Origin of the sequence: Streptomyces corchorusii, from assembly GCF_001514055.1 — a bacterium.
GTDB classification, from domain to species: domain Bacteria; phylum Actinomycetota; class Actinomycetes; order Streptomycetales; family Streptomycetaceae; genus Streptomyces; species Streptomyces olivaceoviridis.
This window is the reverse complement of sequence record NZ_KQ948368.1, coordinates 79,244-104,844: the sequence shown is the minus strand read 5'-3', so window position 1 is coordinate 104,844 and position 25,601 is coordinate 79,244. Positions and strand designations below refer to the sequence as shown.

At 71.5% G+C, this 25,601-nt stretch carries 16 protein-coding genes and 1 pseudogene; 6 read left to right on the top strand and 11 right to left on the bottom strand.

All coding sequences use genetic code 11. The annotated features are described in order from the left end of the window. Window positions 1-20: 20 nt before the first annotated feature. On the bottom strand, window positions 21-3,599 hold the full coding sequence (locus AQJ11_RS35960) for a WD40 repeat domain-containing serine/threonine protein kinase (protein ID WP_059266072.1): 3,579 nt from the start codon (window positions 3,597-3,599) through the stop codon (window positions 21-23). Between the two features lie 6 nt (window positions 3,600-3,605). Further along, window positions 3,606-3,821, bottom strand: coding sequence for a hypothetical protein (locus tag AQJ11_RS49435; protein WP_159061741.1), 216 nt, complete (start codon window positions 3,819-3,821; stop codon window positions 3,606-3,608). A gap of 130 nt (window positions 3,822-3,951) precedes the next feature. Between AQJ11_RS49435 and AQJ11_RS52235 the strand changes: the two genes are divergently transcribed. Beyond that, window positions 3,952-4,080 carry a hypothetical protein gene (locus AQJ11_RS52235; RefSeq protein ID WP_279616970.1) on the top strand — a complete coding sequence of 43 codons (129 nt, stop codon included), beginning with the start codon at window positions 3,952-3,954 and terminating at the stop codon, window positions 4,078-4,080. Between the two features lie 452 nt (window positions 4,081-4,532). Here the strand turns inward: AQJ11_RS52235 and AQJ11_RS35950 are convergent, their stop codons facing one another. After that, window positions 4,533-5,012 carry an HIT family protein gene (locus tag AQJ11_RS35950; protein ID WP_079082561.1) on the bottom strand — a complete coding sequence of 160 codons (480 nt, stop codon included), beginning with the start codon at window positions 5,010-5,012 and terminating at the stop codon, window positions 4,533-4,535. 424 nt (window positions 5,013-5,436) lie between these two features. On the opposite strand from AQJ11_RS35950, the gene AQJ11_RS35945 reads away from it, so the two are divergent. After that, window positions 5,437-7,548 (top strand): LamG domain-containing protein, encoded by a 2,112-nt coding sequence (locus AQJ11_RS35945; protein ID WP_059266070.1) that lies wholly within the window; start codon window positions 5,437-5,439, stop codon window positions 7,546-7,548. A 407-nt stretch (window positions 7,549-7,955) separates the two neighbouring features. Here AQJ11_RS35945 and AQJ11_RS35940 read toward each other — a convergent pair whose 3' ends face one another. Beyond that, window positions 7,956-10,265, bottom strand: coding sequence for an ATP-binding protein (locus AQJ11_RS35940; RefSeq protein WP_079082560.1), 2,310 nt, complete (start codon window positions 10,263-10,265; stop codon window positions 7,956-7,958). Between the two features lie 288 nt (window positions 10,266-10,553). Between AQJ11_RS35940 and AQJ11_RS35935 the strand changes: the two genes are divergently transcribed. Beyond that, window positions 10,554-11,264 carry a DUF4232 domain-containing protein gene (locus AQJ11_RS35935; protein WP_059266069.1) on the top strand — a complete coding sequence of 237 codons (711 nt, stop codon included), beginning with the start codon at window positions 10,554-10,556 and terminating at the stop codon, window positions 11,262-11,264. Window positions 11,265-12,141: 877 nt separating this feature from the next. On the opposite strand, the gene AQJ11_RS35925 is transcribed toward AQJ11_RS35935, so the two are convergent. Then, the gene (locus tag AQJ11_RS35925) at window positions 12,142-13,788 is read right to left on the bottom strand and encodes a glycoside hydrolase family 27 protein (RefSeq protein ID WP_059266067.1); all 1,647 of its coding nucleotides are present in this window, start codon (window positions 13,786-13,788) and stop codon (window positions 12,142-12,144) included. A gap of 425 nt (window positions 13,789-14,213) precedes the next feature. Here AQJ11_RS35925 and AQJ11_RS35920 point away from each other — a divergent pair, with 425 nt between their 5' ends. Together AQJ11_RS35920 and AQJ11_RS35915 are read left to right on the top strand one after the other, a co-directional pair. Continuing rightward, entirely contained in the window at window positions 14,214-15,797 is a 1,584-nt protein-coding gene (locus tag AQJ11_RS35920) for a glycoside hydrolase family 43 protein (protein WP_175252022.1), read from the top strand. A gap of 153 nt (window positions 15,798-15,950) precedes the next feature. Further along, a complete protein-coding gene (locus AQJ11_RS35915; protein WP_051009602.1) occupies window positions 15,951-17,378 on the top strand; it encodes a non-reducing end alpha-L-arabinofuranosidase family hydrolase in 1,428 nt (475 codons plus the stop codon). A 170-nt stretch (window positions 17,379-17,548) separates the two neighbouring features. Here the strand turns inward: AQJ11_RS35915 and AQJ11_RS35910 are convergent, their stop codons facing one another. The 6 genes and pseudogenes from AQJ11_RS35910 to AQJ11_RS35890 form a co-directional block, all read right to left on the bottom strand. Then, window positions 17,549-19,405: an alpha/beta fold hydrolase gene (locus tag AQJ11_RS35910; RefSeq protein WP_244218528.1), complete on the bottom strand. Its 1,857-nt coding sequence runs from the start codon at window positions 19,403-19,405 to the stop codon at window positions 17,549-17,551. Window positions 19,406-19,568: 163 nt separating this feature from the next. Then, complete coding sequence (locus AQJ11_RS35905) at window positions 19,569-20,639, bottom strand: helix-turn-helix domain-containing protein (RefSeq protein ID WP_059266064.1); 1,071 nt, start codon at window positions 20,637-20,639, stop codon at window positions 19,569-19,571. A 78-nt stretch (window positions 20,640-20,717) separates the two neighbouring features. Then, a pseudogene (locus AQJ11_RS47185) lies at window positions 20,718-20,822 on the bottom strand (GNAT family N-acetyltransferase); the annotation flags it as partial. Between the two features lie 98 nt (window positions 20,823-20,920). Further along, complete coding sequence (locus tag AQJ11_RS35900) at window positions 20,921-21,640, bottom strand: GntR family transcriptional regulator (RefSeq protein ID WP_237281305.1); 720 nt, start codon at window positions 21,638-21,640, stop codon at window positions 20,921-20,923. A gap of 115 nt (window positions 21,641-21,755) precedes the next feature. Next, a complete protein-coding gene (locus AQJ11_RS35895; RefSeq protein WP_014669677.1) occupies window positions 21,756-22,553 on the bottom strand; it encodes a PfkB family carbohydrate kinase in 798 nt (265 codons plus the stop codon). Between the two features lie 30 nt (window positions 22,554-22,583). Beyond that, the gene (locus tag AQJ11_RS35890) at window positions 22,584-23,597 is read right to left on the bottom strand and encodes an SIS domain-containing protein (RefSeq protein ID WP_014669678.1); all 1,014 of its coding nucleotides are present in this window, start codon (window positions 23,595-23,597) and stop codon (window positions 22,584-22,586) included. A 221-nt stretch (window positions 23,598-23,818) separates the two neighbouring features. On the opposite strand from AQJ11_RS35890, the gene AQJ11_RS35885 reads away from it, so the two are divergent. Then, entirely contained in the window at window positions 23,819-25,327 is a 1,509-nt protein-coding gene (locus AQJ11_RS35885) for an APC family permease (protein ID WP_244218527.1), read from the top strand. Window positions 25,328-25,601 lie beyond the last annotated feature (274 nt).

Below are 25,601 nucleotides of genomic sequence, written 5' to 3'. Positions count from 1 at the left end.
CCGCCCATCACGGCGGACCCCTACCTCGTCGAAGACGGTCCCTCGGCCGGTGGGTGCTGCTGGGTGTCGGACTCGTCGGGGGTGAAGGCGAACTCCCAGTCGAGCTCCCAGATCCTGAAGGTTTCGAGTCCGAGCGCCACCAGGCGGCGCCCGCTGGTGCTCATCGCCAGAGCGAGGGCCCCGGAACTCTTTCCCGGCGTGATCCATACCATCTGTCCGGTGTCCAGGTCCCACACGCGGACCTCGTCGCCACCCGTGACGGCGAACCGCTCGTCGGTGGTGAGCACCAGGGAGTAGATCCGGGCAGGACCCCTCAGTCTCGTGGCGACCCGGCCGGTGGCCGGGTCGAACACGACCATGTCCGTTCCGTCGGCCACGACGCCCCGCCGTGCGCCGACGGCGATCACTGGTTCCGCCGTCGGGTTTTCGAGCGTGAGGGACCACAGCGCGCGGCCCGTCGCGGCGTCGAAGGCACGCACCTGCTCCCCGCCCACATGCACGAGGGTGCGCCCGTCCGGGGAGAACTGGAGGAACTGGAGGAAGCCACGGGCCTGGTCGACGTGTTCCCAGACGCAGCTCTCCGTCGCGAGATCCCAGCCGCGCAGCGTGCGGGTGCGCGGCGCCGCTTGCCCGGGGTCCGGGTCAGCGAGGGCAGCGGACGCGGCGAACCGGCCGTCGGCGCTGATGGCCACCGCGCGCACCTCTCCGTCGAGGGCGGGGAGGGCACTGCCTTTCATCGACACGGCCTGGTCCTCGGCTTCTTGAACGAAGTCCAGGAAGGTCACCCCGCCGTCTTTGCCTCCCATCAGCAGCCGACCGCTCGTGGCCGCGACCGCGATGGCCGTGGTGTCTTCCACCTGGACCGCGGGGATGAAGGAGCCTGTGTCAAGGTCGTAGAGGGCCACGTCGCCGTGGTCGCCGATGAGGATGGCCATCGGGAAGTCGGGGGTGAGCACCGCCCGCGCCGAGCCGCGCAGCCCTTCCACGACGCGGATCGGCCCGGGGCGGGCGGCGTCGAGGAGTCCGAGACCCTGCGTCCAGATCGGCGTGATGAAGGTGTCACTGTCACCGATGAACTGCGCCGTCACCGGACGGTCCAAGGTGTACGGCTCGTGGAAGTCGAAGGTCGGCCATACGCCGCGCAGCCCGGTCCGGCGCCCGTGCCGGCCGAGCAGTTCCCACGTGTCCAGCACCTCGGGGTGGCGGCTGAAACCGGGCACCGACCGTGCCCGCCGCAAGCACTGCGCCGCCTGGCCGTACCGGCCCTGCGCGACGTGCTGCTGCCCCTCTTCCAGGGCGGCGGCGAACCGGGCCGCGCGCAGGGCGAGCTCGGCCGCCGGCCGGGGCCGGGCGTAAGCCCACGGCGCGCGGTACCCCAGGACGGGCAGAGGCTCGACCCGGACCGCCGCCTCGCCCTCGCGTTCGCCATCGCCCAGCGTGCCCACCGCGACGAAGCGCCCGTCCCCGCTCGCTGCCAAGCGGCTCCAGTCGTGGCCCTCACCGAAGGTCCGAAGCACTCGCCCCGTGGCCGTCTCGCGCACCTGGAGGGTCGCCCCGTCGTCGACGATGGCCAGATTCCCGCCCGGTGCCAGGGCGAGCGCGCTGACGGTGACGAGGTCGTGCGGTGCCTGAGCGGTGATCCGGCCGGTCACCAGGTCCCAGCTCACCATGGCCCCCAGCCAGATCTGTACGGCGGACCGTCCGTCCGGTGCCAGGGCCGCCTTGATCATCGGTCCCCAGCGGAGCTGGTCCGGGACGTCTGGCGGCACAGTCAACTCCGCGTGGCCGCGCGTGACGAGATCCCACACGTGCACCGTGGGCTCCCTCATGCCGCCGACCGAGTACGCCCTGGCGTTGTTGCGGCTCAGGACCAGGGCCTCGCTCCCATAGCGGTGGTGCCCGAACCCGTCCACCAGCGCACGTGCCGGAACCTGCCAGCGGTGGACAGTTCCGTCGGCGTGGCCGATGGCGGCGAAGGAGCCGTCGCCGTTCAGGGCGACGGCGGTGACTTCGCCGCTGGGGAAGCCCGGCGGAAGCGGCAGTCGCTCACCCCGGACGAGGTCCCACACCTCGGGCAGCCCCTCATACCGCGCGACCAGACCGATGCTCGCGTCGCCGCTCAGCGCGACGGCCCGGACCATGTCTCCCGCACGGGTCAGTTCCCGCACGCAGCGACCGCCGGCCCGTTCCCACAGCCGTAGCGACCCGGTCGAATCGCCGGACAGCAGCCACTCGCCGTCGTCGGAGAAGGCGACGGCGCTCACCGCGATCAGATGGCCGCCCAGGAGGGTGGTCGGCACCTGCGGGCGCTCCGCCAGCACCGTCAGCGCTTCCCGTAACTCGTCAGGGACGGGCTCGTCCTCCGCTTGCTCCTCCGCAGCGCCTCGCAGGAGCGCGGCGGCCTGCGCGCGGTCGTCCCGTTCGAGGTGGACGAAGCCCAGCAGGCGCGCCGCCAACGCGCTCTCCCCGCCGACGTCGCGAGCCGCCTCCAGCGCACGGAGCAGCTCCCGGTCGGTCGTTTCCGCTCTGCGCCACAGGTGCAGGCCCTGGTTGTAACGGGCGACGAGATGGTGCGGGTCGGCTGTCACGGCCCGCTGCCAGCGTTCCTCGGCCTCCTCGGTTCGGCCGAGGTCCAGGAGGGACAGGGCTTGGTTGGACAACTCGTCGGCCAGCAGCCGGGACGCCTCCGGCGCCGGCCGCGGGAACGGCTCGCCCATCAAGTCGCCGTACAGGGACACCAGTACGGCGGCGGCCTCGTCCAGCGCCGGGCGGGCGCCCGGCACCCCCACGAAGCACTGGCGTAGCAGCCCCGCGAGCGCGGGGGGCATCGGCGGTACCCGGGCGTCGGCCGTGCCCGCCTCCAGGAAGGCTTCGAGCGCCTCGGCGGCGGCCTGCCCGTATCTGGTCGGCCGCCGGCCGGCGAACATCTCCAGGACGGTCAGCGCCCAGGACCACACATCGGTGGCAGGCGTCAGCCGGACACCCTGGCCGCCGACCGCCGCGCCAGCCTGTTCAGGGGAGCAGTAGGCGGGCGTCATGCCGCGGTAGGTGACGCCCGGGGGGCCGGTTGGGCCGTCCTCGGCCACGGAGCGTGCGGCGGCCAGCCCGAAGTCGGTCACCTTCGCCGTGCCGTCGGGGTCCAGCAGGATGTTGGCGGGCTTGACGTCCTGGTGGACCAGCCCGCTCCCGTGCGCGTGCCGCAGGCCCCAGGCGGTCTGGACGGACACGTCCAGCAGCCGGCCGAGCGTCGCGCGCGGTCCGCCCGCGTAAAGCCGGCCACCGGACACCGCTTCGGCGAGACTTCCTCCGTCGACCCATTCGGCGAAGACCCTCGGCAGCCCGTCCACCGTGCGGACGTAGACGCAGTTGACGGTGTGCGGATGCAGGCCCAACTCCACCCAGGTGCCCGCCTCGGCCTCGAACCGACGTACCGCCTCCGCCGAGCCGAGCAGCTCCGGCCGGGGCGTCTTGACAGCGAGGTCGATGCGCCAACCGCGGTGCCGGACGCGGTGCACGACGCCCATGCCGCCTCGCAACACGTCCCGCACCTCGTACAGACCGAGGACCACATCTCCGGGCTGCCGTGTCCGCTGCGACATGAGTGCTCAGCCGGTGTGCGCCGCGTACGAGGGACTGCCGGGCACGTCTTCCACGCCGGGTGCGCCGTTGACACACTCGGCGGCGAAGGTGGCGGCGAGGCCAAGCACCCTTTGCCTGGTCCAGGGGACACGGGTAACCCCGCGGTCGAAGCCAGGGTCAATCCGGGCAAGCCGCATGCCACCCTTGGCGCCGCCGACATACAGCGAGTGATGCACCGACACCCTCCGAGACTATCGCCATGCCCGGCCCAGAGAAGCGGCTTTGACCCTCATCCGGGCGGCTCGGGCGGCTCGGGCGGCTCGGGCGGCGATCGGGCCGATCGGGTGTTCCGAGGCGGGGCGGGCTGCGGACTTGACGGAGGCCGCCGTACGGCTGCTGCCCCAGGCGTCCCTGCGCCAGCTCGGTCGAGGGGGCCGGCGGCATGCCCTCGGCGGTCTCGGCATCCTGACCGGGGACGCCCTGATCTGGCAGCGTGGTTGATCCGGCTGCGCGACCTCGTCACGACCGTCGACGGCTCAGTGGAGCAGCCGCTCGCGTGGGCCGAGACCCCACCCCCACCGCCGGCATCCGCACCAAGGCCGCCCGGATCTCCGGGGGGGGGGGCGGCCCCCCATCCGGCCCGGACTCGGCAGCGGATGCAGGCGACGCCTTTGACGAGTTGTGCCATCAGGAATCTCCGGTACGGGGTCGGGGTGGGCGCAGCGGGGCCGTGGCGGACCATCGGCCGTGGTGGGCACCGCGGTTGTGCGTGCTCCTGCGACTCGTAGAGCACTGATCTCACCGACGCCTGCGGACCTGTCCGGCGGTCGTCGGCAGTGGTGTCACGGTTCGGAGAACACGTGCGGCGCCGCGCCGTATCCGGCCGGGGGCGGGCATCTGCGCGCCCACCGTCCGGGCGTGCTGAAGGCGACCGCCTCGTGATGCGTCCGCTGTCAGGTCGTCGAGTGCAGACGGTCCAGTTCGTCCCCGATCGCTTTGCGCAGCGGGTCGTGCTGCGGACCGAGTGAGTACTGCTCGTCGGTCCACCTGTCGCGGGGGTAGAGCCATACCGGCATGCGCGCCAAGTCGGTCGGCTCCCACTCGAACCGGGGCCACACGTGCGCATGCAGGAACCCGTCGGTGTTGCCCAGGATCTCCAGATTGACCCGTCGGAAGGCCGCATCCGTGCGACGGGATGCTCGCTCGACCGCTTCTCCGAGTCGGTCCATGTCGGACAGGAAGGCCAGCCGTTTGTCCCTGGGCAGGTCCGAGAGTCTTTCCACCTTGGGATCGTCCACCAGGAGCACCGAGTAGCCCGGGAGGAACTGCACATCGCCGATCGCTGCGAACCCCGCGGTCAAGCGCCGTACAACTGTGGGGTTCTCGCCTCGCAGGGCACTCCCGATCCGATCCGTCCGCCAGTCGTCAACCATGTCCAGAACCTACCCGGTCGCGATCACCGCCCCGGGCGGAGGCGGACTGGCGCCCTGGGAAGGAACGGGTCCCGTCCATTCCTCGCGGCGCAGTGTCGGGCGGACTCGGCTGCCGAGTGCCCACATCAGGTCGGCGTCGTCGGTGGGGTCGACGGGGGCGGCACGACAACCCGTCGACGCCCGCGCATGCGAGGGCGGTTCTCGGCCGCTGCCGCTCGCCCCGGTGATCGAACGACTTACGGCCCTCAGGTCTCCACAACACCGCCTGGAAGCACTTCGTCACGTCGAGCGAACGGAAAACCCTTTCGGCGCTGTCAGTGCCAGCTGTTAGCTTCATGCGATTCGTGTCGAGCACGAGTGTCAATCGCTCACGGAGGAGGGCTACTTGAGCAGGTTCGGAAGGACAGGCGGAAGCAGACGGACGGTGGTGGGTGGGTGCGCGGCGGCACTGCTGGCCATTGCTTCCGGTATCGCGTACGCGGCGGGCAACCTGCCGCCGAAGCAACCGCTGGTCCAGGATCTCCAGTCACAGAGCAAGGCCTGCGCCACCGGTGACGCCACGCCGTACGTGTCGGCGCCGCCCAGGCTCAGTGCCCTGCTATACGACCCGGAAGAGGACAACCAGCCCTCCGAGTCCAGCCCGGTGCAGGGCGAGTTCGAAGCCTGGTGGACGGATCCGGCCGGGGCGGAGCAACGCCGTACCTACACGACCTCCACCTTGGTGTCGGGCACGCGGTTCTACTGGACGATGCCGGACGACACACCCGCGAACACGGTCGTCTCCTGGCACGTCCGCGCGAACGACGGCCAGGCGAAGTCCGCATGGAGCGATGAAGGCGACGGCTCGGTCTGCTCGTTCGTGTACGACGACGCGAACCCTGAGAAGGCGGTGATCAGCTCCCCCGAATACCCCCAGCCCGAGGATGTGTTCTGGGTGGACGGGGTAGGCGTCTACGGGCACTTCACCATGGACTCGCCCTCCGACGACGTGGTGTCGTACAGGTACGATTTCCTGGGCGGCCCATATGGCACCGTGTCCCCCGAGCGGCCGGGCGCTGCCGTGACCATCCCCTACTTGCCGCTGACTTCGGGGCCCAAGGATGTGACGGTCCACGCGATCGACCGGTCCGGCCGCAGCAGCGCGGAGTCGCGCTACAACTTCAACGTGAAGTCCGGGCGCCCCCCTGTCGCCCGCTGGAAACTGGACGACCCGGCAGGCTCCCGGACGGCCTCCGCCGAGACGGGCGCCCCCGCCCGGGCCGGCACCGGAGTCACCTTCGGCGGCCCGGCGCCCTCGGGGACCGGGACCACCGCCACAGTGCGCCTCGACGGCACCGGCCACGGCTTCCTCACCCCGGACGCCGCGGTCGCCGACACCGGCAAGTCCTTCGCGGTCAGTGCCTGGGCGCGCCCCGCTGCAACCAGCCGGACCATGACCGTCGCCAGCCAGGACGCGGACGTGCGGCCCGGCTTCACCCTCGGGCTGCGCACCCCGGACAGCGGGCCCGTCTGGTCGTTCACGATCGGGGGCGCGACGGTGTCCGGCGGCGCACCCGAGACCGGAGAGTGGGCCCATCTGGTCGGGCTGTACGACGCCGAGACGGGTCGCGCACACCTGTACGTCAACGGTCATGAGGTCGGCAGCCCGGCTGAGGCGACTCCCGCCGGGGCGCCCGGTGCGTTCCAGATCGGACGGGCGCAGGGTGCCACCGGGTACCGCGACCGGTGGCAGGGCGACATCGGTGACGTACAGGTACACGACCGGGTCGTCGTACCGGGCGAGGCGGCCGGACTGGCGCGGCGCAAGCCGGAGTCACGCGGCCACTGGTCGCTGGAGACCGAGGCGGACGGCGCGAGCCCCGAGCAGTCGGGCGGCGCGCCGCTGCGGCTCGGCGGGGGAGCCTCGATCTACCGCGACTCCGGCAACGGCTGTCTCCCGGAGATGGACCCCGACTGCACCTACGGGCCGCCGGCCCTCATCGGCGAGGGGCATCTGCACCTGGACGGCGCATCCGGTCACGCCACTGCCGACGGACCCGTCGTGGACACCGGGGACAGTTTCACCCTCGGTGTCGTCGTACGCCTCGCGGACTCCGAACCGGCCCACCCGATGACCGTGCTGTCGCAGGCCGGCGAACACACGGACGCGTTCAAGGTGCGTTACGAGCCGTCCACGCACACCTGGCAGCTGGTGATGCCGGAGAAGGACGAGGCCGGAGCCCACGAGGCGGTGGTGTCGCAGATCGAGGGCGCGGACGGTGGCGAGGGGCCGGGCCACCGTCTCGCCGTGACCTACGACGACGGAACCGACACGATCAGGCTCTACCTCGACGGTCAGACGAACGCCGAGGCGACCGCGAGCCTCCCCGACGGCTGGCACAGCACCGGTGCCCTCCAGATCGGTCGGGGCCAAGTCGGTGACGGCTGGGGCGAGTACCTCCACGGTGACGTGGACGAGGTCCAGGCCTTCTCCGGCGCACTGCGGGACACGGACGTGCCGGGCCTCGGCTGGGAGACGGACCCCTGCCTGTGCTGATCCGTCCGTGCTGAGCCCGGAGCCCTCTGAGTCCCGACGGTCCGCCGAACCCTGGTTCCGGCGGGCCGTCGGCTGGGCGGTGCCGGACCACGCCGGCCTCCCGCCCGGCCGCAGAAGTGGCGGGCCCGCGGCAGGGCGGGCCCGGGCCTGCTGCCGGCGGCGATCAGCGCGGCGCGGCCGGCTTTCCTGGCGGCGGGCGCGAAGCACGCCGTAGTGCCGCGGGCGTGGCCCGGCTCGTTCTCGTCACGACATCGGCGGGCGGTGGTTGCGGCACGTTCCGCCGCAACCGCGGCCACGGCGGCCGGACACTCGTCGGCCGTGGACGGTGCGGCGCCGGCGGTAGGGCGCCCATGGGGACGACCGGGTCGTCGGGGCCGGCGTGCCGGGTGGCCTGCACCGCCGCCTGGTCAGCCGGTGCAGGCGCCGTTCGCGTCGAGTGCGGCGAGTGCCTCGGCGGCCTCGACCTGCCGCGGGTCGCGCAGCGCGACCAGGGCGTCGCGGGCGGCGAGGAGCGTCGCGCGGGCCTCGGGATGCCCGGTGGCGCCCAGTACCCGCCCCAGATCGAGCCGGGCCTGCTCCGACCAGGCCGGCATCTGCGCGGCGTCGAAGGCGGCGAGGGCCTGCCGCAGCGGCGCTTCGGCCTCGTGCCAACGTTCCAGGGCCGCCAGGTCGTTGCCGATCTGCTGCCGGGCGACCGCGTGGTACAGCCCGACCACCTCGACGGTGCGGCCCGGTATCCCCGCCCGGCAGATCCGCTCGCTGCGGCGGTGGATCTCCAGAGCCTCGGCCGCCCGGCCGGTCTGGCGCAGCAGGGTGCCGAGGCTGTTCAGGATCGTCAGCTCGGCCAGCCGGCCGTGCGGGGATTCCTGCGAGGCGAGGCAGCGGGCACTGTCCCGCAAGCGCTCCTGGGCTTCCTCCGTCCGGCCCAGCCGGTGCAGGGCGCCCGCGCCGTAACCGAGCGCCCAGCCCTGCTGGAGCCCGTCCCCGCACTCGCGGGCTGCCGCCAGCGCACTGTCGGCGGCCGTCAGCGCGGCACGCGGGTCGTGCACACAGAGGTTGTAGGCCCAGGCGAGGTAGTTGAGGTGGACGGCCTCCTCCTGCCTGCTGCCCAGGGCCCGGGCGGAGTCGGCGGACTGCCGGAAGACCTCCACCCACTGCTCCCAGTGCTGGTTGAGATCGGAGAACCAGTGCATCGCCTGCGCCGCGTCCAGGACCTGCCGGTGCCGGCCGGTGGCGTGGGCCCGGCGCAGCGCGGCGAGCCACTCGGCCCGCTCGGCCTCAAGCCAGGCCCGTGCCTCTTCCCGGCCGATGGGCGCCGTGTCCGGGCCCGGGTCGCTTCGCGACGCGGTCTGCTCGTGGTCGACGTCGAAGTGCAGCGCGGCGGCGGTGGCCCGGCGCAGCATCCAGAGCGCGGTCCGGTCCAGGGCGGCATCCCGGACCTCGGGGCCGTCCTCGGCATCGATCTGCTCGGCGGCGTAGAGCCTGAGCAGGTCGTGGAAGCGGTACCGCTCCCCGGCGGGATCGCTCTGGAGCAGTCCCGCGTCAGTCAGTTCCTCCGCGCACGCGGCTGCCTCGTCGCAGGTCAGGCCGGCCAGGAGGGCGCCGGTCTCGGGACTGAAATCGGCTCCGGCGGCCAGCGCGGCGCGGCGCAGCAACGTCTGTGAGCGGGGCGGCAGTTGCCGGTAGGACAACGCGAAGGCCGCACGCACCCGCAGGCTTCCGGCCTGGAGGGCGTCCAGCCTGCGGGCCTCGGTGGCGAGCCGGGCGACGAGCTTGCCGAGGCGTTCGTGCGGCCGGCTCAGCAGCCGTTGGCCGGCGATCCGCACGGCCAACGGCAGGTGCCCGCACAGATCGGCGAGGTCACGTGCGGCCTGTGCTTCGGCGCCGACCCGGTCCGGGCCGATGATGCGGCTCAGCAGTTCCACCGTCTCCTCGCGCCGCAGCAGGGCCAGGTCGGTACGGTGGACGGACTCCAGACCCGCCAGCGCCTGACGGCTGGTGATGATCGTCAAGGACGCACCGGTACCCGGCAGCAGCGGCTCGACCTGGAACTCGCCGGCCGCGTTGTCCAGCAGCAGGAGCAGGCGCCGCTCGCCGGCCAGGGACCGCCACAGGCCGGCCCGGTCGTCGGTGCCCGAGGGGATCGCCGCGTCGGCGACGCCGATCGCGCCGAGCAGCCGGGCCAGCGCGTCCCGCGGGCTGGTCGGCTCGGCATCCATGCCGTGCAGGTCCAGGGCGAACTGCCCGTCCGGGAAGTGCGGGGCCAGGCGGTGCGCGGCGTGCACCGCGAACGCGGTCTTTCCCAGGCCGGGTTGCCCGGCGACCACGGTGACCGCCGGAAGGCCCGCGCCGGCGTCGGGTACCAGCTCCGCCAGCCGGGCCAGGGCGTCACCGCGCGCGGTGAAGTCCTGGATGTCGCGGGGCAGGGCCAGGGTGCCGGAGCCCGCCGGACCGGTGGCCGCGCGGGGACGAGGACGGCCGGCGGCGGCGGACTGCTCCAGGCGCGCCGCCCCGGCCTCGTCCACTCCCAGCGCCCGGGCCAGCGCCTGCACGGTACGGCGCTGGGGGCCCCGGGTACGCCCGCGTTCCATGTCGGCCAGCGCTCTGACACTCACGCCGGCCGCATGCGACAGTTCCTCCTGGCTCATCCCCGAGCGGAGCCGAAGATCCCGCAACCGCTGCCCGAATTCGCCCGCGCAAGGCGTGCCGTCCCGCACCGTCGAAGTCCCCGATCGTCCGGCCCGTCCGGATGCGAGCCCCCCGGCAGAAGTATGGACGACGTTACTTCTGCCGGGAGAACCGCCTGGGCGAGAGTGACCGGCGATGATCAACTGAAGGCAGACGCGGAACAGCGCCAGCGGCACCGACCGACCGCCGCATGTACCGACCCGCCCTGCGGCCACCCGCCGGGCACGGGCGACCGACCATCCGAAAAGCCAAGCACGCAGTCCGACACCGGCCGACGGCACCGAGCCGCGGCCCCGCACCACACGGGGGATCCCTCCATGACCACCTTCCGCCGCTCCTCCTTGCTGCTCGCCGTCGCGGGCACGGCTCTCACGCTGTCCCTCACCGCCTGCCAGAGCGACTCGGACACCACGTCCTCGTCCGCGACGGCCCCCGCGGCCACGGTGGCGACGTCCCCGGCGGCCACCGGCACCTCCGAGGTGAAGGAACCGGCCGGCTCGGCGGGACCGGCCGACTCGGCGGGGGCGAAGGGATCGAAGGAATCGGCCGGTTCCACCGATGCCTCCACAGGTGCAACCGGCGCGTCCGGCCGGCAGGTGACCGCCTCGACGCCGGTGTGCACCGCAGGGGACGTACGCGTCACCGCCGCCAGGCAGGACGGGCCGCCCTACACCCACATCGTCCTGACCGCGAAGAACACCTCCGGGCGCTCCTGCCGGCTGACGGGCTTCCCGCACATCCAGTTCCTGGAGAGCCACAAGCAGGACGTCCCGGCCGTGGCCAAGAGCAAGCCGGCCACCCCCGTGGTGCTGGCGGCCGGTGCCCCGGCCTACGCCCTGGTGAAGCTGTCGGACGGCGGGGTCGACGAGGCGAACGAACCCGTGTCCGCGTTCTCCGTCATGCTGGAGGGCGACTCCACGGTCATCGCCGTCACCGCGCCCGGCAGCGACGGCATCGCCGTCGACCCGGCGAAGGCCCTCACCGGCTACTGGACCCCGGAACTCCGCAACGGCGCGGACGACTTCTGAGCCCCGCCACACCGAACGGCAGGTCTCCGAGCCGGATGCGGCGGGCCGGGCGGGCGTGTGCGAAGACCGAGTTTCCGGTCCGGTGCGGGCGCGAGAGCCGGGGCCGGTTCGCCGCTCACGCGGGGCAGGTCGGAGACAGCCGCTCCGACCTGCCCCTGTGGGCATCGCTCGGGCTGAGCGCGGCGCTCGACGCATCGGCAGGAGCGCACGAGGAGGCCACCGTCACGGTGGACGACGACGGCTTGCGGGGCGTGCTTCCCGCCCTGAGCCGTCTGGTCGCAGCCACTCGTTGACGGCCGTCACGCGGACGGTCGCCTCGCGGCGAACCGGGCGCCGTTGTGTGGGGGTCCGGTCGCCGGCGTACCGCGTCCGCGCAGGCGCTGATGCGCTCGGGGCGCGATGCGCCGACGACCGGGGCGATGCCCGCCGGATGGCGTCGCAGCGCCCCAGAGCAGGATGCTCTCCGGCGTGGTGCCCTTACGCACACCGGTGCCCGCGATGGGTGGGCCCGGCACGAAGCCACCGACCGCGGCGCGCGGACGTACGACCCGTCAGCCGGGCCGGACCGGCCGGTGCCGCAGGACGCCGGTGCGTTCGCCCGGCGTGGCACCCGCCACCCGGCGGGTCCCGGGGCACTCGCCGCCCCGGGACCCGCCGCGTGGTTTCCGTCCTGCCTCGTGGCCCGGGGTCGACTCCACCGCGCCCTCGGGGGTGTGCCCTCCGATCGGCACGGGCCGGAACGGGACCCAGGTGTGGGTGCGAGGCAGCGAGGGCGTCCGCGTCCGCCGGCTGCCGGGCCGCCGTGGCGCGGTCTCGCGGGCGCCGTACGTGGTGTCGTGAACGCCGGCTCGCGGAGCGTCCGTTGGGCGGTGGCCCTTCAGACGCGGGTCCACTTCTGGCCGGCCTGGCCGTTGCAGGTCCACAGGACCAGCGGCGTTCCGTCGGCGGTGCCGGACCCGTCGGCGTCGAGGCACAGGCCCGCGTGGACGTTGCGGATCGACCCGTCCTGACCGAGGGTCCACTTCTGGTTGTCCTGGCCGTTGCAGGGCCAGGTGATGACGCGGGTGCCGTTGGCGGTGCCCTGGTTGTACGCGTCCAGGCACTTGTCGCCGTAGACGCGGATCTCCCCGCCGGCCCATGTGGTCCACAGCTGGTTGGCGGCCGTGTGGCAGTCCCAGAGCAGTACCGTGGCACCGGCGGCGGTGGAGGAGTTGTCCACGTCCGCGCAGCGGCCGGACGCGCTGCCCCGCAGACGTGAGGTGGTGGCGGCCAGGGGGCTGCCGCCGGTCACCCGGAACACGGCGACGCCGTGGGCGGGGACGCTCGCCGAGATCTGCCCGGACGTGCTCGACGTGGTGCCGGTCCACAGGTCGGTGAGGGTGAACGGGCCGCCGGACAGGCCGACTTGCGCGGCGGTCGTGGTGACCGTCGCGGTGCCGCCTCCCCGGTTGAACAGGCCCACCGCGACCGAGCCGTCCGACAGGGGTTTGGCGAACACCTCGGTGGTGCCGTCGTCGCGCACCCTGCGCCCGCCCGCGCCCAGCGGATCCTGGTTCACCGCCAGCAGACGCGGGTTGCGCAGGATCGCGCTCACGTCGGCGGACATGGTGCGGATGTCGTTGCCGGCCATGAGCGGGGCGCTCAGCAGTGCCCAGAGGGCGAAGTGGGAGCGGGACTCGGTCAGTGTCAGGCCGGGCCGGCCGACGACCAGCATGTCCGGGTCGTTCCAGTGTCCCGGACCCGACTGCGCCGCCAGCGGCGCGGTGACGTCCAGGACGTTGCCGACACCCATCGGGTAGCTGTTGGTGTTGCCGTTCTGCCAGATGTCGAGGAGGTCCTCGGTCGTCCGCCACAGGTCGGCGACCTGGCCCCAGTCGTAGGTCGAACCGGTGATGGCGTGGAAGCTGTTGGGGTTGATGGAGTAGACGATCGGCCGGCCGGTGGCGCGCAGGGCGTCGCGCATCAGCGTGAACCGCGCGACCTGCTCGTCGCGGGTGCCGCTGGAGGAACACCAGTCGTACTTGAGGTAGTCGACGCCCCACGAGGCGAACGTGGCGGCATCCTGGGCCTCGTGCCCCCTGCTGCCGGTCGACCCCGGATAGGCGCCGCTGGTCTGCGCACAGGTGCGGTCGCCTGGCACCTGGTAGATCCCGAACTTCAGGCCCTTGCCGTGGATGTAGTCGCCGAGGGCCCTCATCCCGCTCGGGAACTTGGCCGGATCGCCCCGCAGGTTGCCTGCCGCGTCACGCTGCGGGTCGAACCAGCAGTCGTCGACCACGACGTACCGGTAGCCGGCGTCCCGCATGCCCGAGGACACCATCGCGTCGGCGGCCTGGCGCACCTGTGCCTCGGTGATCCCGCATCCGAAGCTGTTCCAGCTGTTCCACCCCAGCGGCGGCGTGAGCGCGGGGCTGCCCGGCGCGGCCGAGGCGGTGGAGTGGGCGGAGGCCGTCACGGACGCGGTGATGGTCAGCGCGACAACCGCGAGGAGGCGGAGCAGTCGTCCGCCTGTTCGTCTGAGCACGAGGGGCTCCTTCGGCGCGGCGAGGAAGGGAACGAGGGGAAAGGGAGCGGGGGAGGGAGCGGGCAGAGTTCGAAATTTCGATCGCCATTCGGAAATGGAAGGTCCCACGGATACTAGAGATGACTCTGAACATGTCAATACAACGGGAACGAGCCAACCCTGTTGGCGGTCAACGGGCGCCGCATGTGCGTTTAGCTGGACCAATGGTGAAGTGACCGACGGCGGTTCACCTCTGGCCCGGGCCGAATGTTTCGATCTGCCTGACGAATCCTGCGCGAAGTATTGACGAGTGCAACCGGTCTCCTATCATCCAGTGTGCTCGATGAGTCGACCTGCATTCGAAATACCGAACGCGCTAATGCCGCTCCATACCCGTGAAACCGAGGAGAGCGCCGTCGATGGATATGTCATGTCTGCAACAAGAAATGTCCCGTCGGCGTGTGCTGGCAGCCGCCACCGGTCTGGCCGCCGGCGCCCTCCTGCCCCCTCAGACCGCCCTCGCGGCCGCCTCCACGTACACGAACCCGGTGATCTGGCAGGACTTCGCGGACATCGACGTCATCCGCGTCGGCGACACGTACTACGCCTCCGCCTCGACGATGCACTACTCACCGGGCGCACCCGTCCTGCGCTCGTACGACCTGGTGCACTGGGAGATCGCCGGCCACTCGGTGCCCGTGCTCGACTTCGGCGCCAAGTACGACCTCAACGGGGCCCGCGGCTATGTCAGAGGAATCTGGGCCTCGTCACTGGCCTACCGGCCGAGCAACAGGACCTTCTACTGGCTCGGCCAGATCGACTTCGCCCGGACGTACGTCTACACCGCCACCGCCGCCGAGGGGCCGTGGAGCAGGCTGACGACGATCGGCACCCCCTACTACGACGCGGGGCTGCTCGTCGACACGGACGACTCCCTGTACGTGGCGTACGGGAACACCACCATCAGCGTGGCCCAGCTCTCGCCCGACGGACGCAACCAGGTCCGCACCCAGCAGGTGTTCACGGCGCCGGCGAGCGTCGGCACCCTCGAAGGCTCACGCTTCTACAAGATCAACGGGCAGTACTACATCTTCGTGACCCGCCCCGCGAACGGCCAGTACGTCCTGAAGTCGTCCGGCGGTCCCTTCGGTCCCTACACGATGCGACAGGTCCTCCTCGACCTGCGCGGGCCGATCCCCGGCGGCGGCGTCCCGCACCAGGGCGGGCTGGTGCAGACGCAGAATGGCGCCTGGTACTACCTGGCCTTCGTGGACGCCTATCCCGGCGGCCGGATGCCCGCGCTGGCCCCGGTCACCTGGACCTCGGACGGCTGGCCCGTCGTACAACTCGTCGACGGCGCCTGGGGCACCTCGTACCCGAGTCCCGCCGTGCCCCCTCCGCCCCGCCAGGTCACCCCCATGACCGGCGTCGACACCTTCGACGGTACGACCCTCAAGCCGAGGTGGGAGTGGAACCACAACCCGGACAACACCAAGTGGTCGGTCGGCGACGGGCTGACCCTCAGGACCGCCACCGTCACCAACGACCTGTACTGGGCCCGCAACACCCTCACCCACCGCATCCAGGGCCCCAGCTCCACGGCCACCGTCCAGCTCGACCACTCCGCCATGCGGGACGGTGACCGGGCCGGACTCGCCCTGCTGCGGGACTCCTCCGCATGGATCGGTGTCCGACGGGACGGCGGCGTGTCACGGTTGGTGATGGTCACCGGGCTGACCATGGACACCAACTGGAACACCACCGGCACCGGCTACGAGGTCGCGAGCGCGCCCCTCTCCGGTGGCCGCGTCTGGCTGCGCGCGACCGCGGACATCCGCCCCGGCGCACCACGCCCCGGCACCTTCTCCTACAGCACCGACGGCACCACGTACACCCGCCTCGGACCCGCCTTCTCCATGGGCAACGACTGGCGGTTCTTCATGGGCTACCGATTCGCCCTCTTCAACCACGCCACGCAGGCACTCGGCGGCGCGGTCCGCGTCACGCGGTTCGAGCTGTCGACGCCCTGAACCGAGCCGACCCCGGCCGGCACAGGCCGGTGCGGGGAGCCATACGGGGTCGGCACGGTGCCCATGGACCGCTGCGAACCGCACCCCATCGACAGTCCGGCCGGCCCCTGACGGGGCAGCCGGAACCGCGTACTCAAGGATGACGAGGTCCCCATGCGCAGACGAAGTTTCGGCCGCGGACACCTGTCCGTGGTGCTCGCCGCGGTCGTTTCGGTCCTGGCCGCGTTGGCGGCGGTGCTCGTCGCCGCCCCGGCCCAGGCGGCCTCCAGCGGCGTCTTGCGCGGCACTGGTTCCGGCCGGTGTCTCGACGTGCCGAACGGCAGCCAGACCGACGGCACGTACCTACAGATCTACGACTGCTGGGACGGGACGAACCAGCAGTGGACGTTGACGGACAGCAACCAGCTCACCGTGTACGGCAACAAGTGCCTGGATGTTCCGGGCCATGCCACGGCGGCCGGTACCCGGGTGCAGATCTGGTCCTGCTCCGGCGGGGCGAACCAGCAGTGGCGGGTGAACTCCGACGGCACGGTGGTCGGCGTGGAGTCCGGGCTGTGTCTGGACGTCACGGGCTCCGGCACGGCCAACGGCACGGCGGTGGAGCTCTGGACGTGCAACGGCGGCAGCAACCAGAAGTGGACGGGCCTGTCGGGGACGTCGACCCCGCCGGACGGCACGTGCTCCCTTCCGTCGACGTACCGGTGGACGTCGACGGGTGCGCTGGCCCAGCCGGCCAACGGGTGGGTCTCGCTGAAGGACTTCACCACGGTGACGTACAACGGCAAGCACCTGGTCTACGCGTCGAACGTGTCGGGGTCGTCGTACGGCTCGATGGCGTTCGCTCCCTTCACGAACTGGTCGGACATGGCCTCGGCCCGGCAGACCGGGATGAGCCAGGCCGCGGTGGCGCCCACGCTGTTCTACTTCGCGCCCAAGAACATCTGGGTGCTGGCGTACCAGTGGGGTGCGTCGCCCTTCGTCTACCGCACGTCGAGCGACCCGACCAACCCCAACGGCTGGTCCTCGCCGCAGCCGCTGTTCACCGGGAGCATCTCCGGTTCCGGTACCGGCCCGATCGACCAGACCCTCATCGCCGACGGCCAGAACATGTACCTGTTCTTCGCCGGTGACAACGGCAAGATCTACCGGGCGAGCATGCCGATCGGGAACTTCCCGGGCAACTTCGGGTCGTCGTACACGACGGTCATGAGCGACACGACGAACAACTTGTTCGAGGCGGTCCAGGTGTACAAGGTCCAGGGCCAGAACCAGTACCTGATGATCGTCGAGGCGATGGGCGCGAACGGGCGCTACTTCCGCTCCTTCACGGCCTCCAGCCTGAGCGGTTCGTGGACCCCGCAGGCCGCCAGCGAGAGCAACCCCTTCGCGGGCAAGGCCAACAGCGGTGCCGGCTGGACCAACGACATCAGCCACGGCGACCTGGTCCGCAACAACCCCGACCAGACCATGACCATCGACCCCTGCAACCTTCAGTTCCTCTACCAGGGCAAGTCCCCCTCCGCGAGCGGCCCGTACGACCAGCTGCCGTGGCGGCCGGGCGTCCTCACCCTCCAGCGCTGACCCGCCTCACCCACGGTCATCGCGATGCGCGAACCGGCCCGGGCCCACCCGGACGGCCGGCGCGTACCGGGCACACCTCGTCGGGCACACCCGACGAGGTGTGCCCGGAAGCCCGTACCCGGACCCGGCACACAGCCCACGGCCCCGAGCCGGGCACGTTGATACGGGCGTCACTGGGGGATCGGCCGGCCGGTGATCGGGTCGATGACCTGGCCGCGCAGCAGGTCCCGGACGAGCTTGTTCGCCAGCCGGACGTCCCTGGTGACCATCCTGATCTTTATCGTGCCCTTCTTCCCGACGCTGCCGCCGGCCTCGTAGACCTCGTCCTCACCGGGCAGCGGCAGCGCCTGGCAGGCGGTGTACTTGTCCTGGGGCATCGCGCCCGTGAGGAAGTAGTCGAACACGGGGTTGTCGACGCAGGTCGTGGTGTACGGGAAGACGCCGTGCGAACCCTCGTTGTCGACGCTGATCATCTTCGCGCCCGGCAGGCGGCGTGCGCTGTCCAGAGCACCTTCGTACGCGGTGGCTATGTCCAGTTCGTCCTGCAAGACCATCACCTTCGGGAACGTCCTCGGATCGACCTTGGGCATCCGGTTGTCCGTCTTCACGAAGGCGCACATCGGCAGCCAGGAGTCCTTCATGAGGGGAGCGATGAACGGCGCCTCCCGGTCCAGTTTCTCCTGCTGCGCCTTCCAGTAGGCCGGGTCCTGGTTCCACTGGCCGTCCTGGCAGCGGATGAGGTCGAAGGTCGCGTCGAACTCGCCGTTGCTCGCGTCGGTTCCGGTCGGCACCCGGTCCGCCAGGGTCCCGGTGATCTTCGGGAGGACGGTGAGCGCGTTGCTCCGGGCCTCCTCCACGAACGCCCTGTCCGAGACCTTGCCGCTGTCCAGGATGTCGTCGAAGACGGCCCGGACGGTCGTCTCCGCCTCAGCCGGCGACGACGGCTTGGGCATCTGCTCGGCCGCCTTGACCACGTACTCCACCGCCAGCGCGGCGTCGGCGTACTTGGTGGTGTCGTACATGGCCGGCAGGATGAGCCACGCGGTGAAGATCTGCGCGAGGATACCGCGGCTCCCTCCGGCCTCCTCCCACTTGCGCCTGACCTCCAGCGGATCGGTGCCCAGCCCGTAGACGTCGTCGTGACGGGCGATGTACGGGAGGAGCTGCTCCTGGAACGCCCGGTCCCTGCTGGGCGCCTGAAGGTCCCAGGTGCGCTGGAGCGACTTCTCGGCGACGTCGGTGGAGCTGTCGAGCAGCATGCGGTGCACCCGGCTCGGGAAGGTGGCCGCGTACCAGGTCCCCAGCCAGGTGCCGTAGGAGTAGCCGACGTAGCTGGTCCGGTCCTCGCCCAGCAGGACCCTGATGAAGTCCATGTCGTAGGCGGTCTGCTCGGTGGTGATGTACTTCGTCAGCTCGTTGGCGCGGCAGCTGTCCGCGAACAGCCGTTGCAGGTCCTCCTCGGTCTTGAGGACGGGAATCTCCGCCGGGAGCTTGCAGGGCGCGTGGGTGCTCTGGCCGACGCCGCGGGGGTCGAAGCCGATGAAGTCGTAGTGCTTGGCCAGTTCGGGGGACCGCATCGCCATGGCCGCTCCCCACGGGAGTCCCTCACCGCCGGGACCGCCCGGGTTCACCAGCGCGATGCCCTGGTAACCGGCCCCCGGATCGGCGGTCGCCGTCTTGGAGACGCGCAGGTCGATGGTGTGGCCGTCGCGGGGGTTGTGCCAGTCCCGCGGCACCTTCACCGTCGCACAGGCCAGACCGGGAGTGGCCAGGAGCCGTTTCAGGGTCTCCTCGCCGGAGGTGACGCTGGGGAACTCGCATGTTCCCCAGGTGATGGTCTGCTTCGCCAGATCACCCGCCAGGGCGGCGGTGTCGGGCTCGGCCGCCCTGCTGGACGACGAGCCCGCGTTCGTGTCGGCGGGCGCTCCGGCGGCGGGGACCGCCAGTGCGGGGACCGCCAGGAGCGCCGTGGCCGTCAGCAGCGACATGCCGAGGGCAGGGCGGCGACGGTGAGCGGATGGGTGCATATCGGTCCTCTCCAGTTGTCTTCCGGACCACGGGGATGACGGTCACTCTGCCCAAACGCTCCGGGACACGGCAGATGCGCTCCCTGTCTGAAACCTGACATGGCAGGAACGCGCCGGGGGAGTCGGGGGGTTCGTCATGACACCCCGCGGCTCGACGCCGAGGTCAGAGCCAGCCGCGCCGTGCGGCCTGGACGCCCAGTTGGAACCGGGTGCGGGCGCCGAGCAGTTCCTGGAGACGGCCGATGCGCCGGCTCACGGTGCGGTAGCTGACCCCCAGCTCCCTGGCAATGGACTCGTCGGTCAGCCCGGCGGTGAGCAGGGACAGGAGCCGCTGGGTCTCCGGGCTCGGCTCCCTCCGCCCGTCCGCCGCGCCCGCGAGCGGGACGTCCTCCGGGGCTTCGCTGACCGGCACGCCCAGCCTCCAGAACGCCTCGAACAACTCGGTGAGAGCGTCCAGCAGGGGCGACGGGTACACCAGCAGGGCGTCCGCCTGCTGACTCGTCGGACGCGGGAGGATCACCAGTCCGCGCGCGGTGTCGGAGAGCAGCAGTTTCATCGGGACGTCGGGGAAGACGCGCGCCTGCTCCCCGGCGGAGACGCTCGCCCGCATGCACAGCAGCGCCCCCTGGTGGTGCAGCGCCCCGCTCTCGTACACGACCCGGTACGCGGTGCCCCGGCGCAGCGCGCGGAGCTGGACCTCCTCCGGCAGGGGCGGTGAATCGTCCAGATAGGGCCCGCGGTCGAACACCCGCACCTCCCGACGCGCCGCGTCCTGGAGCGAGTGGATCAGCGCGCGGACGGCCCGTCTGCCCTCCACCACTTCGAAGAACTCGTTGCGCAGCCCCTGGTGCGCCGCGTACACCTCCGCGAGCACATCCGCCGCGGAGCGGACCTCGGCCGCCTCGGCCTCGCGCCGGGCCGCCCAGGCCTCCAGCGTGGTGCGCGGGGAGCACGCGTGCAGCAGGCCGTCCGGTTCCTCCCGCACCAGGCCCACCGCCACGAGTTTGCGCAGGCACCGTTCCGTCAGGGAGCCGTCCCCGGACCCGGCCACGAAGACGTCGGCGGCGACCGGGGCGACCATGAGCAGCGACCGGTAGACCGCCTGCGCCTCGGGCGGCAGGACGGAGAGGGCCGGCGCGGTGCCGCCCGCCTCGTCGAGCCAAGCGTCGGAGAACGCCCCGGCGACCTGGTCGCGACCCGTGGTGGTGTCCTGCCCGTCACCTGTGTCGTGCACGCGTGCTCCACTCGACCGGGCGTTCATCGGGACAGCCTAAGGCACATCGCCCTGACCCGCGGGCGCGCGGCCAGCGGATCAGTCGAGGAAGAGGCTCATGTACAGCGCCGTCTCCCCCTCGGACGCGGTGGAGCTGTAGAGGGAGGTGTCCAGACCGCAGAAGGTGAACTCCATCCGCTGATAGATGCGCGGCCCGCCCCAGGCGGCCGTACCTCACCGAGGGCGACGGCCCCGCGCGTGCGGACCTGGCCGCCGGCGCCGGCGGGCAGGGGAGGACCGGTTCAGCGGCGCAGTACGTTGAAGGCGAAGGCGTCGCCCCGGTGGTAGTCCTCCGCGTACAGCACCGGGCGCCCCGCGGGCGTGATCACTGTCTCCGAGATCAGCAGCCAGGGCCCGAAGCCGCCCAAGGAGTACCGCCGTTGCACGTCCTCGGGCAGTTCCACCGCGCTCAGCCGGGCGGCGGAGGACACCGGTGGATGGCCGTGGGCGGCGAGCATGTCGCTCAGCGACCCGCTCCAGTCGAAGTGCCGTACAGGGCCCGGAATCGCGTCCCGGACGATGCTGGCCACGCTGTAGACGAGCGGGTCGTCGCCGTCGGACCGCAGCCGTTCCAGCCGGATCACCGTGTCGTCGTCCGCGAGGCCCAGCGCCTCGCGGACGACATCGCCCGGAGCCTGCTCCGCGACGGAGAGCACGACGGTGTGCGCCTGGTAGCCCAGGGCTTCCAGCATGCTGCTGATCGACTCGAAGCGGGTGATGGGACGTTCCACCTTCAGCGCGCCGAGAGGGGACATGAACCGTCCGCGGCCACGCTCGGCGACCACCATGCCCTCCTGCTCCAGCAGCTTCAGCGCCTCCCGGGCGGTGGACCGGCCGACCCCGCACAGCTCCGCGATCTCCGCCTCGCTCGGCAGCTGGTCGCCGGGGACCAGCCCACGGGACCGGAACAACTCCACCAGCCGGTCGCGCACTTGGGCCGACATGGGGCGTTTTGCGGGCATGTGGGGCTTCCTGTCGGGCGGAGGGATCCGGCTGCGGACTGAGGCACCGCACAGTGTATGACGAGCGCCGTGCGGCGGGAGCGTACGGCGGACGCCCCCGCGCACCGGGGGCCGTTCACCCGGCCGGAACGGTTTCCTGCGGCCATGCTCCCTCGTGGGCGCAGGTCTCGGCGGCGGTGCGGGAGCCCGCCCGCATCGACTGCGCGACGTCCGCTCCGGCGGTCCGCGCCGCGAGGAAACCGGCGATGTAGCTGTCCCCCGCGCCCGTGGTGTCCACGACGTTCGTCGGCAGGGCCGGCACCTGCCACCAGGAGCGCCCGTCGTGGCCGATGCTGCCGGCCGCACCGCAGGTGACGATCGCCAGTGCCGCTCCGCCGGCGATCGCCTGACCGGCCAGCAGGCGGGCGTGGGCCACGTCCTCGCCGGCGGAGCAGAAGGCGATGCCGAGTCCGTCGAACCCCTCGGTGACCGCGCAGTCCTGGCTGAGCAGCACGCCCCGGCCGGCGAGTGTGCGGCGGACCAGTGCGGCGGACTCGGCCGGCAGCATGCCGATGTGCACGGCGCCGCACCGGCCGAGCCGCTCCAGTTCGGCTTCGTCCGGCCGGTACTGGGCGCAGACGGCGAAGTCCTCGTACTCGAAGGACCGGTCGCCGGTGGCGTCCACCCGTATCCGGGAGACCGAGGTGTGGCCGGGCAGCACCACGAGTCCGTCGGTGCGCACGCCGTGGGCGGTGAGGGCCGCCCGGACGCGTGCACCCGCCCGGTCGGGGCCGACGGCGCCGGAGTAACGGCAGGCGTTGCCAGCGCGGGCCAGGTCGACCGCGACGTTCAGGGCGTTTCCGCCCACGTAGCTCCTGCTGAGGGTACCGACGTACTCGTCGATGGTGTTGTCCCCGACCGTGGCGAACAGCAACGGGCTCTCCTCTCGTGGTGGACGCCGGTGTCAGTAGGACACGCGCTTGTAGTAGCGGCGCGTGGTCAGCGGGTGGTCCCGCTTGACCTCCAGGTGCGCGCTGACCCGCTCGAACGCCGTGGCCAGCAGCACCGGGGAGATCAGCGACCGGGTGCGGGCGCCGACGCCGGGCAGTTCGAAGGCGGCGGTGTCGAAGACGGAGAGCTTGTCGGTGTAGCGGGGGGCGAACGCCTCGACCCGCTCGACCAGCGCACGGCCGTCGTCCTCGCCCTTGAAGGTGATGACGCTGACGTCCTTCTCGACCAGTTCGAGGGTGCCGTGGAAGAAGTCGGCCGCGTGCACCGGGCGGGTACGGATCCACTGCATCTCCTCCAGGATGCACATGCCGTAGTAGAAGGCCTCCGCCCAGGTGGAGCCCGCCCCGGTGATGATGTGGTACGGCTCGTCCTGGATCTGCGCGGCGAACCGTTCCGCCTGCTCCTCGAAGCCCTGCTTGACGTCCACCAGGAGCTTCGGCAGCAGCTTCAGGTCGGCCACCACCTCGTCGTAGTCGGTGATCTCGCCGCGCTCCTGCATCAGCGCCAGGGCGAGGATCAGGGACTGCAGGTAGAACGACTCGCAGGAGGTGTCGTCCTCGGCGAAGTTCACGAAGGAGTGGTCCGCGCCTTCGGCGAGCGGGGTGTCCGCGTGCCCGGTGAGCGTGATGACGGTGGCGCCCCGGCTCTTGCAGTACCCGAGCGCCTCGACGCTCTCCGCCGTGGTGCCGGACAGGGACGGGATGACCACCACGGAGTGCGGGCCCAGGTGCACCGAGCCGCCCGCCACCAGCTCCGCCGGGGCCTCGACGTGCACCGGGAAGGTCGAGCGGGTCTGGAGCAACCGGGCGGCAGGCAGCATCAGGATGCCGGCTCCGCCGGAACCCACGAAGAAGAGGTTCTGCGCACCCTCGCGCAGGCACCGGGCGACCGCGTCCCGCAGCCCGTCGGCCAGGTCGATCGCGCCGGACTGGATGCGCAGGAAACGGTCCGTGTCGAAGTTCAGCATTGACGCCTTCATCTCCGGTGGTCGGACGGCCACGAGGCCGATTTGTTGTCTGACAAGTACGAATTGAAGTCAGACAAGTAGCGTCCTGTCAAGGCACCGAGAAACTCTTGACACCCGTCGTTCACCTCCGTGACAGTGGCCTCCACTCACGTCAGACTTCCGCAAATCCTGTCTGACAAGTTTTCCGTGAACAGTGCGAGAACCGAACCGGGAGGGCGTCCATGCCCGTCGACCACACATCGGGAACCGTCCGAGCCAGCGGGGAGAAAGAGCGTCCGCGCGACGGAGGCGGAAGCGGCGGCGCGCCCGCCGGGCTACGCCGCAACCTCAGCCTGTGGCAGGTGCTCGGCGTATCGATCGGCGTCATGGGCCCGACCCTGTCCGCCAACATCAACCCGCAGGGCGCCGAGCCCGCCGTCGGCCGGGCCATTCCCCTGGCGATCGCCATCGCCACGGTGGGCGTGCTCCTGCTGTCGTACAGCTTCGTGCGGCTCAGCCAGCACTTCAACACGTCCGGATCGGTGTTCGGCTTCGTCGGCGCCACCCTGGGCGCCCGCGCGGGCACCGTCGCCGGCTGGTGCCTGCTCGGCACCTATCTGCTGTTCGGCATGAGCAGCGCCTACTCGGCCGCCATCTTCTCGACCTCGCTGATCGAGTCGCTCGGCCTCCTGTCCGACCCCCCGAACTGGCTGCCCCACCTGATCGCCCTGCTCGTCCTGCTGGCCGCGGCGGTGATCACGGTGTTCCCGGCCCGACGCGGCGCCGACCTGCTGCTGTGGATAGAGGGAGCCACCGTCGTACTCATCCTGCTGATCAGCGCGGTGGTCGTCTACCGGATCAGCACCGCGCACGGCCCGCAGGGCCAGGAGTTCACCCTGTCCGTCTTCCGGCCCGCCGAAGGCACCGGCAGTTCGGCGCTCTTCCTCGGCGCCGTGTTCGGCTTCCTGGCCTTCGCGGGCTTCGAGAGCGCGGCCACCCTCGGAGAGGAAGCCCGCGAACCGCGCCGCACCATCCCCCGGGCCGTCATCGGGACCGTACTGATCGGCGGCGTCTTCTACATCGTCACCAGCGCCGTGGAGGTCATGGGGTTCGGCACCCGCTCCTCGGATCTGGCCCGTCTCCATGCCAGCGGTTCGCTGTACGGTGATCTGGGCGCGGCCTACCTGTCCTCCTGGGTCGGCGACATCGTCACGGTCGGTACCACGGTCTCGGCGCTGGGCGGCGCGATCGGCTGTCTCATCGGCGCTTCCCGGATGCTGCTGTCCCTGTCCCGGGCGGCGACGACCAGGGAGACGGTGGTCACCCGGGTGTCCGAGCGGTACGGCACACCGGTCGGGGCCGTCGGCGTGGCCTTCGCCGTGATGGTGGCGTCCGTGGTGGTCTTCGGATGGGTGGCCCGCGTGCCCGTCGCCCTGCCCTGGGCGTGGATCGGGACGGTGGGGACCCTGATCGTTCTGGTGGTGTACCTGCTGGCGACGGTGGGCGCCGCCGGGATGCTGATGCGGACCCGGCGGGTACCGCGCCGGGAAATGATCATCCCCGCCGCGACCGTGGCCGTGCTCGGCTACACGCTGTACCGCAACATCGTGCCCTACCCGACGGGTGCGGCCTTCTGGCTGCCGATCACCGCCGGCGCCTGGATAGCGGTGGCACTGGCCGCCGTCCTGCTCTCTCCGACACTGGTACGGAGGATCGGGCACCGGCTCACCGAGGAGGAAGGACTCGCCTGACCCCGCCCTGCCCTGCCCTGCCTCGTCCTGTGCCGTGCCGGGCGGCGAGGCCGGGGCGAGGACGACGGGGGCCCTCCGGCGCGGCGACTGAGCCGGAGGATCGTCCCGCCGCCCGCCCCGGCAGACGCCGACCACCTGCTCGGCGTCTGCCGACATGGGATACGGACGCCCGTTGGCGGAGCCTGGGCCGGCTCGTGGCCGGGAAGGACGGGCGCGCGTTCCGGCTCGACCTCGGCCAGGTCCTGTGAGGAGTTGAACGGCCGCCAGGTCCGCG

Bases quoted from the DNA above. Each gene is read 5' to 3' on its own strand.
- AQJ11_RS35885 (WP_244218527.1), top strand. From the start codon at position 23,819: ATGCCCGTCGACCACACATCGGGAACCGTCCGAGCCAGCGGGGAGAAA.
- AQJ11_RS35890 (WP_014669678.1), bottom strand. From the start codon at position 23,597: ATGCTGAACTTCGACACGGACCGTTTCCTGCGCATCCAGTCCGGCGCG.
- AQJ11_RS35915 (WP_051009602.1), top strand. From the start codon at position 15,951: ATGCGCAGACGAAGTTTCGGCCGCGGACACCTGTCCGTGGTGCTCGCC.
- AQJ11_RS35910 (WP_244218528.1), bottom strand. From the start codon at position 19,405: ATGCACCCATCCGCTCACCGTCGCCGCCCTGCCCTCGGCATGTCGCTG.
- AQJ11_RS35950 (WP_079082561.1), bottom strand. From the start codon at position 5,012: ATGGTTGACGACTGGCGGACGGATCGGATCGGGAGTGCCCTGCGAGGC.
- AQJ11_RS35935 (WP_059266069.1), top strand. From the start codon at position 10,554: ATGACCACCTTCCGCCGCTCCTCCTTGCTGCTCGCCGTCGCGGGCACG.
- AQJ11_RS35960 (WP_059266072.1), bottom strand. From the start codon at position 3,599: ATGTCGCAGCGGACACGGCAGCCCGGAGATGTGGTCCTCGGTCTGTAC.
- AQJ11_RS35900 (WP_237281305.1), bottom strand. From the start codon at position 21,640: ATGCCCGCAAAACGCCCCATGTCGGCCCAAGTGCGCGACCGGCTGGTG.
- AQJ11_RS35920 (WP_175252022.1), top strand. From the start codon at position 14,214: ATGTCCCGTCGGCGTGTGCTGGCAGCCGCCACCGGTCTGGCCGCCGGC.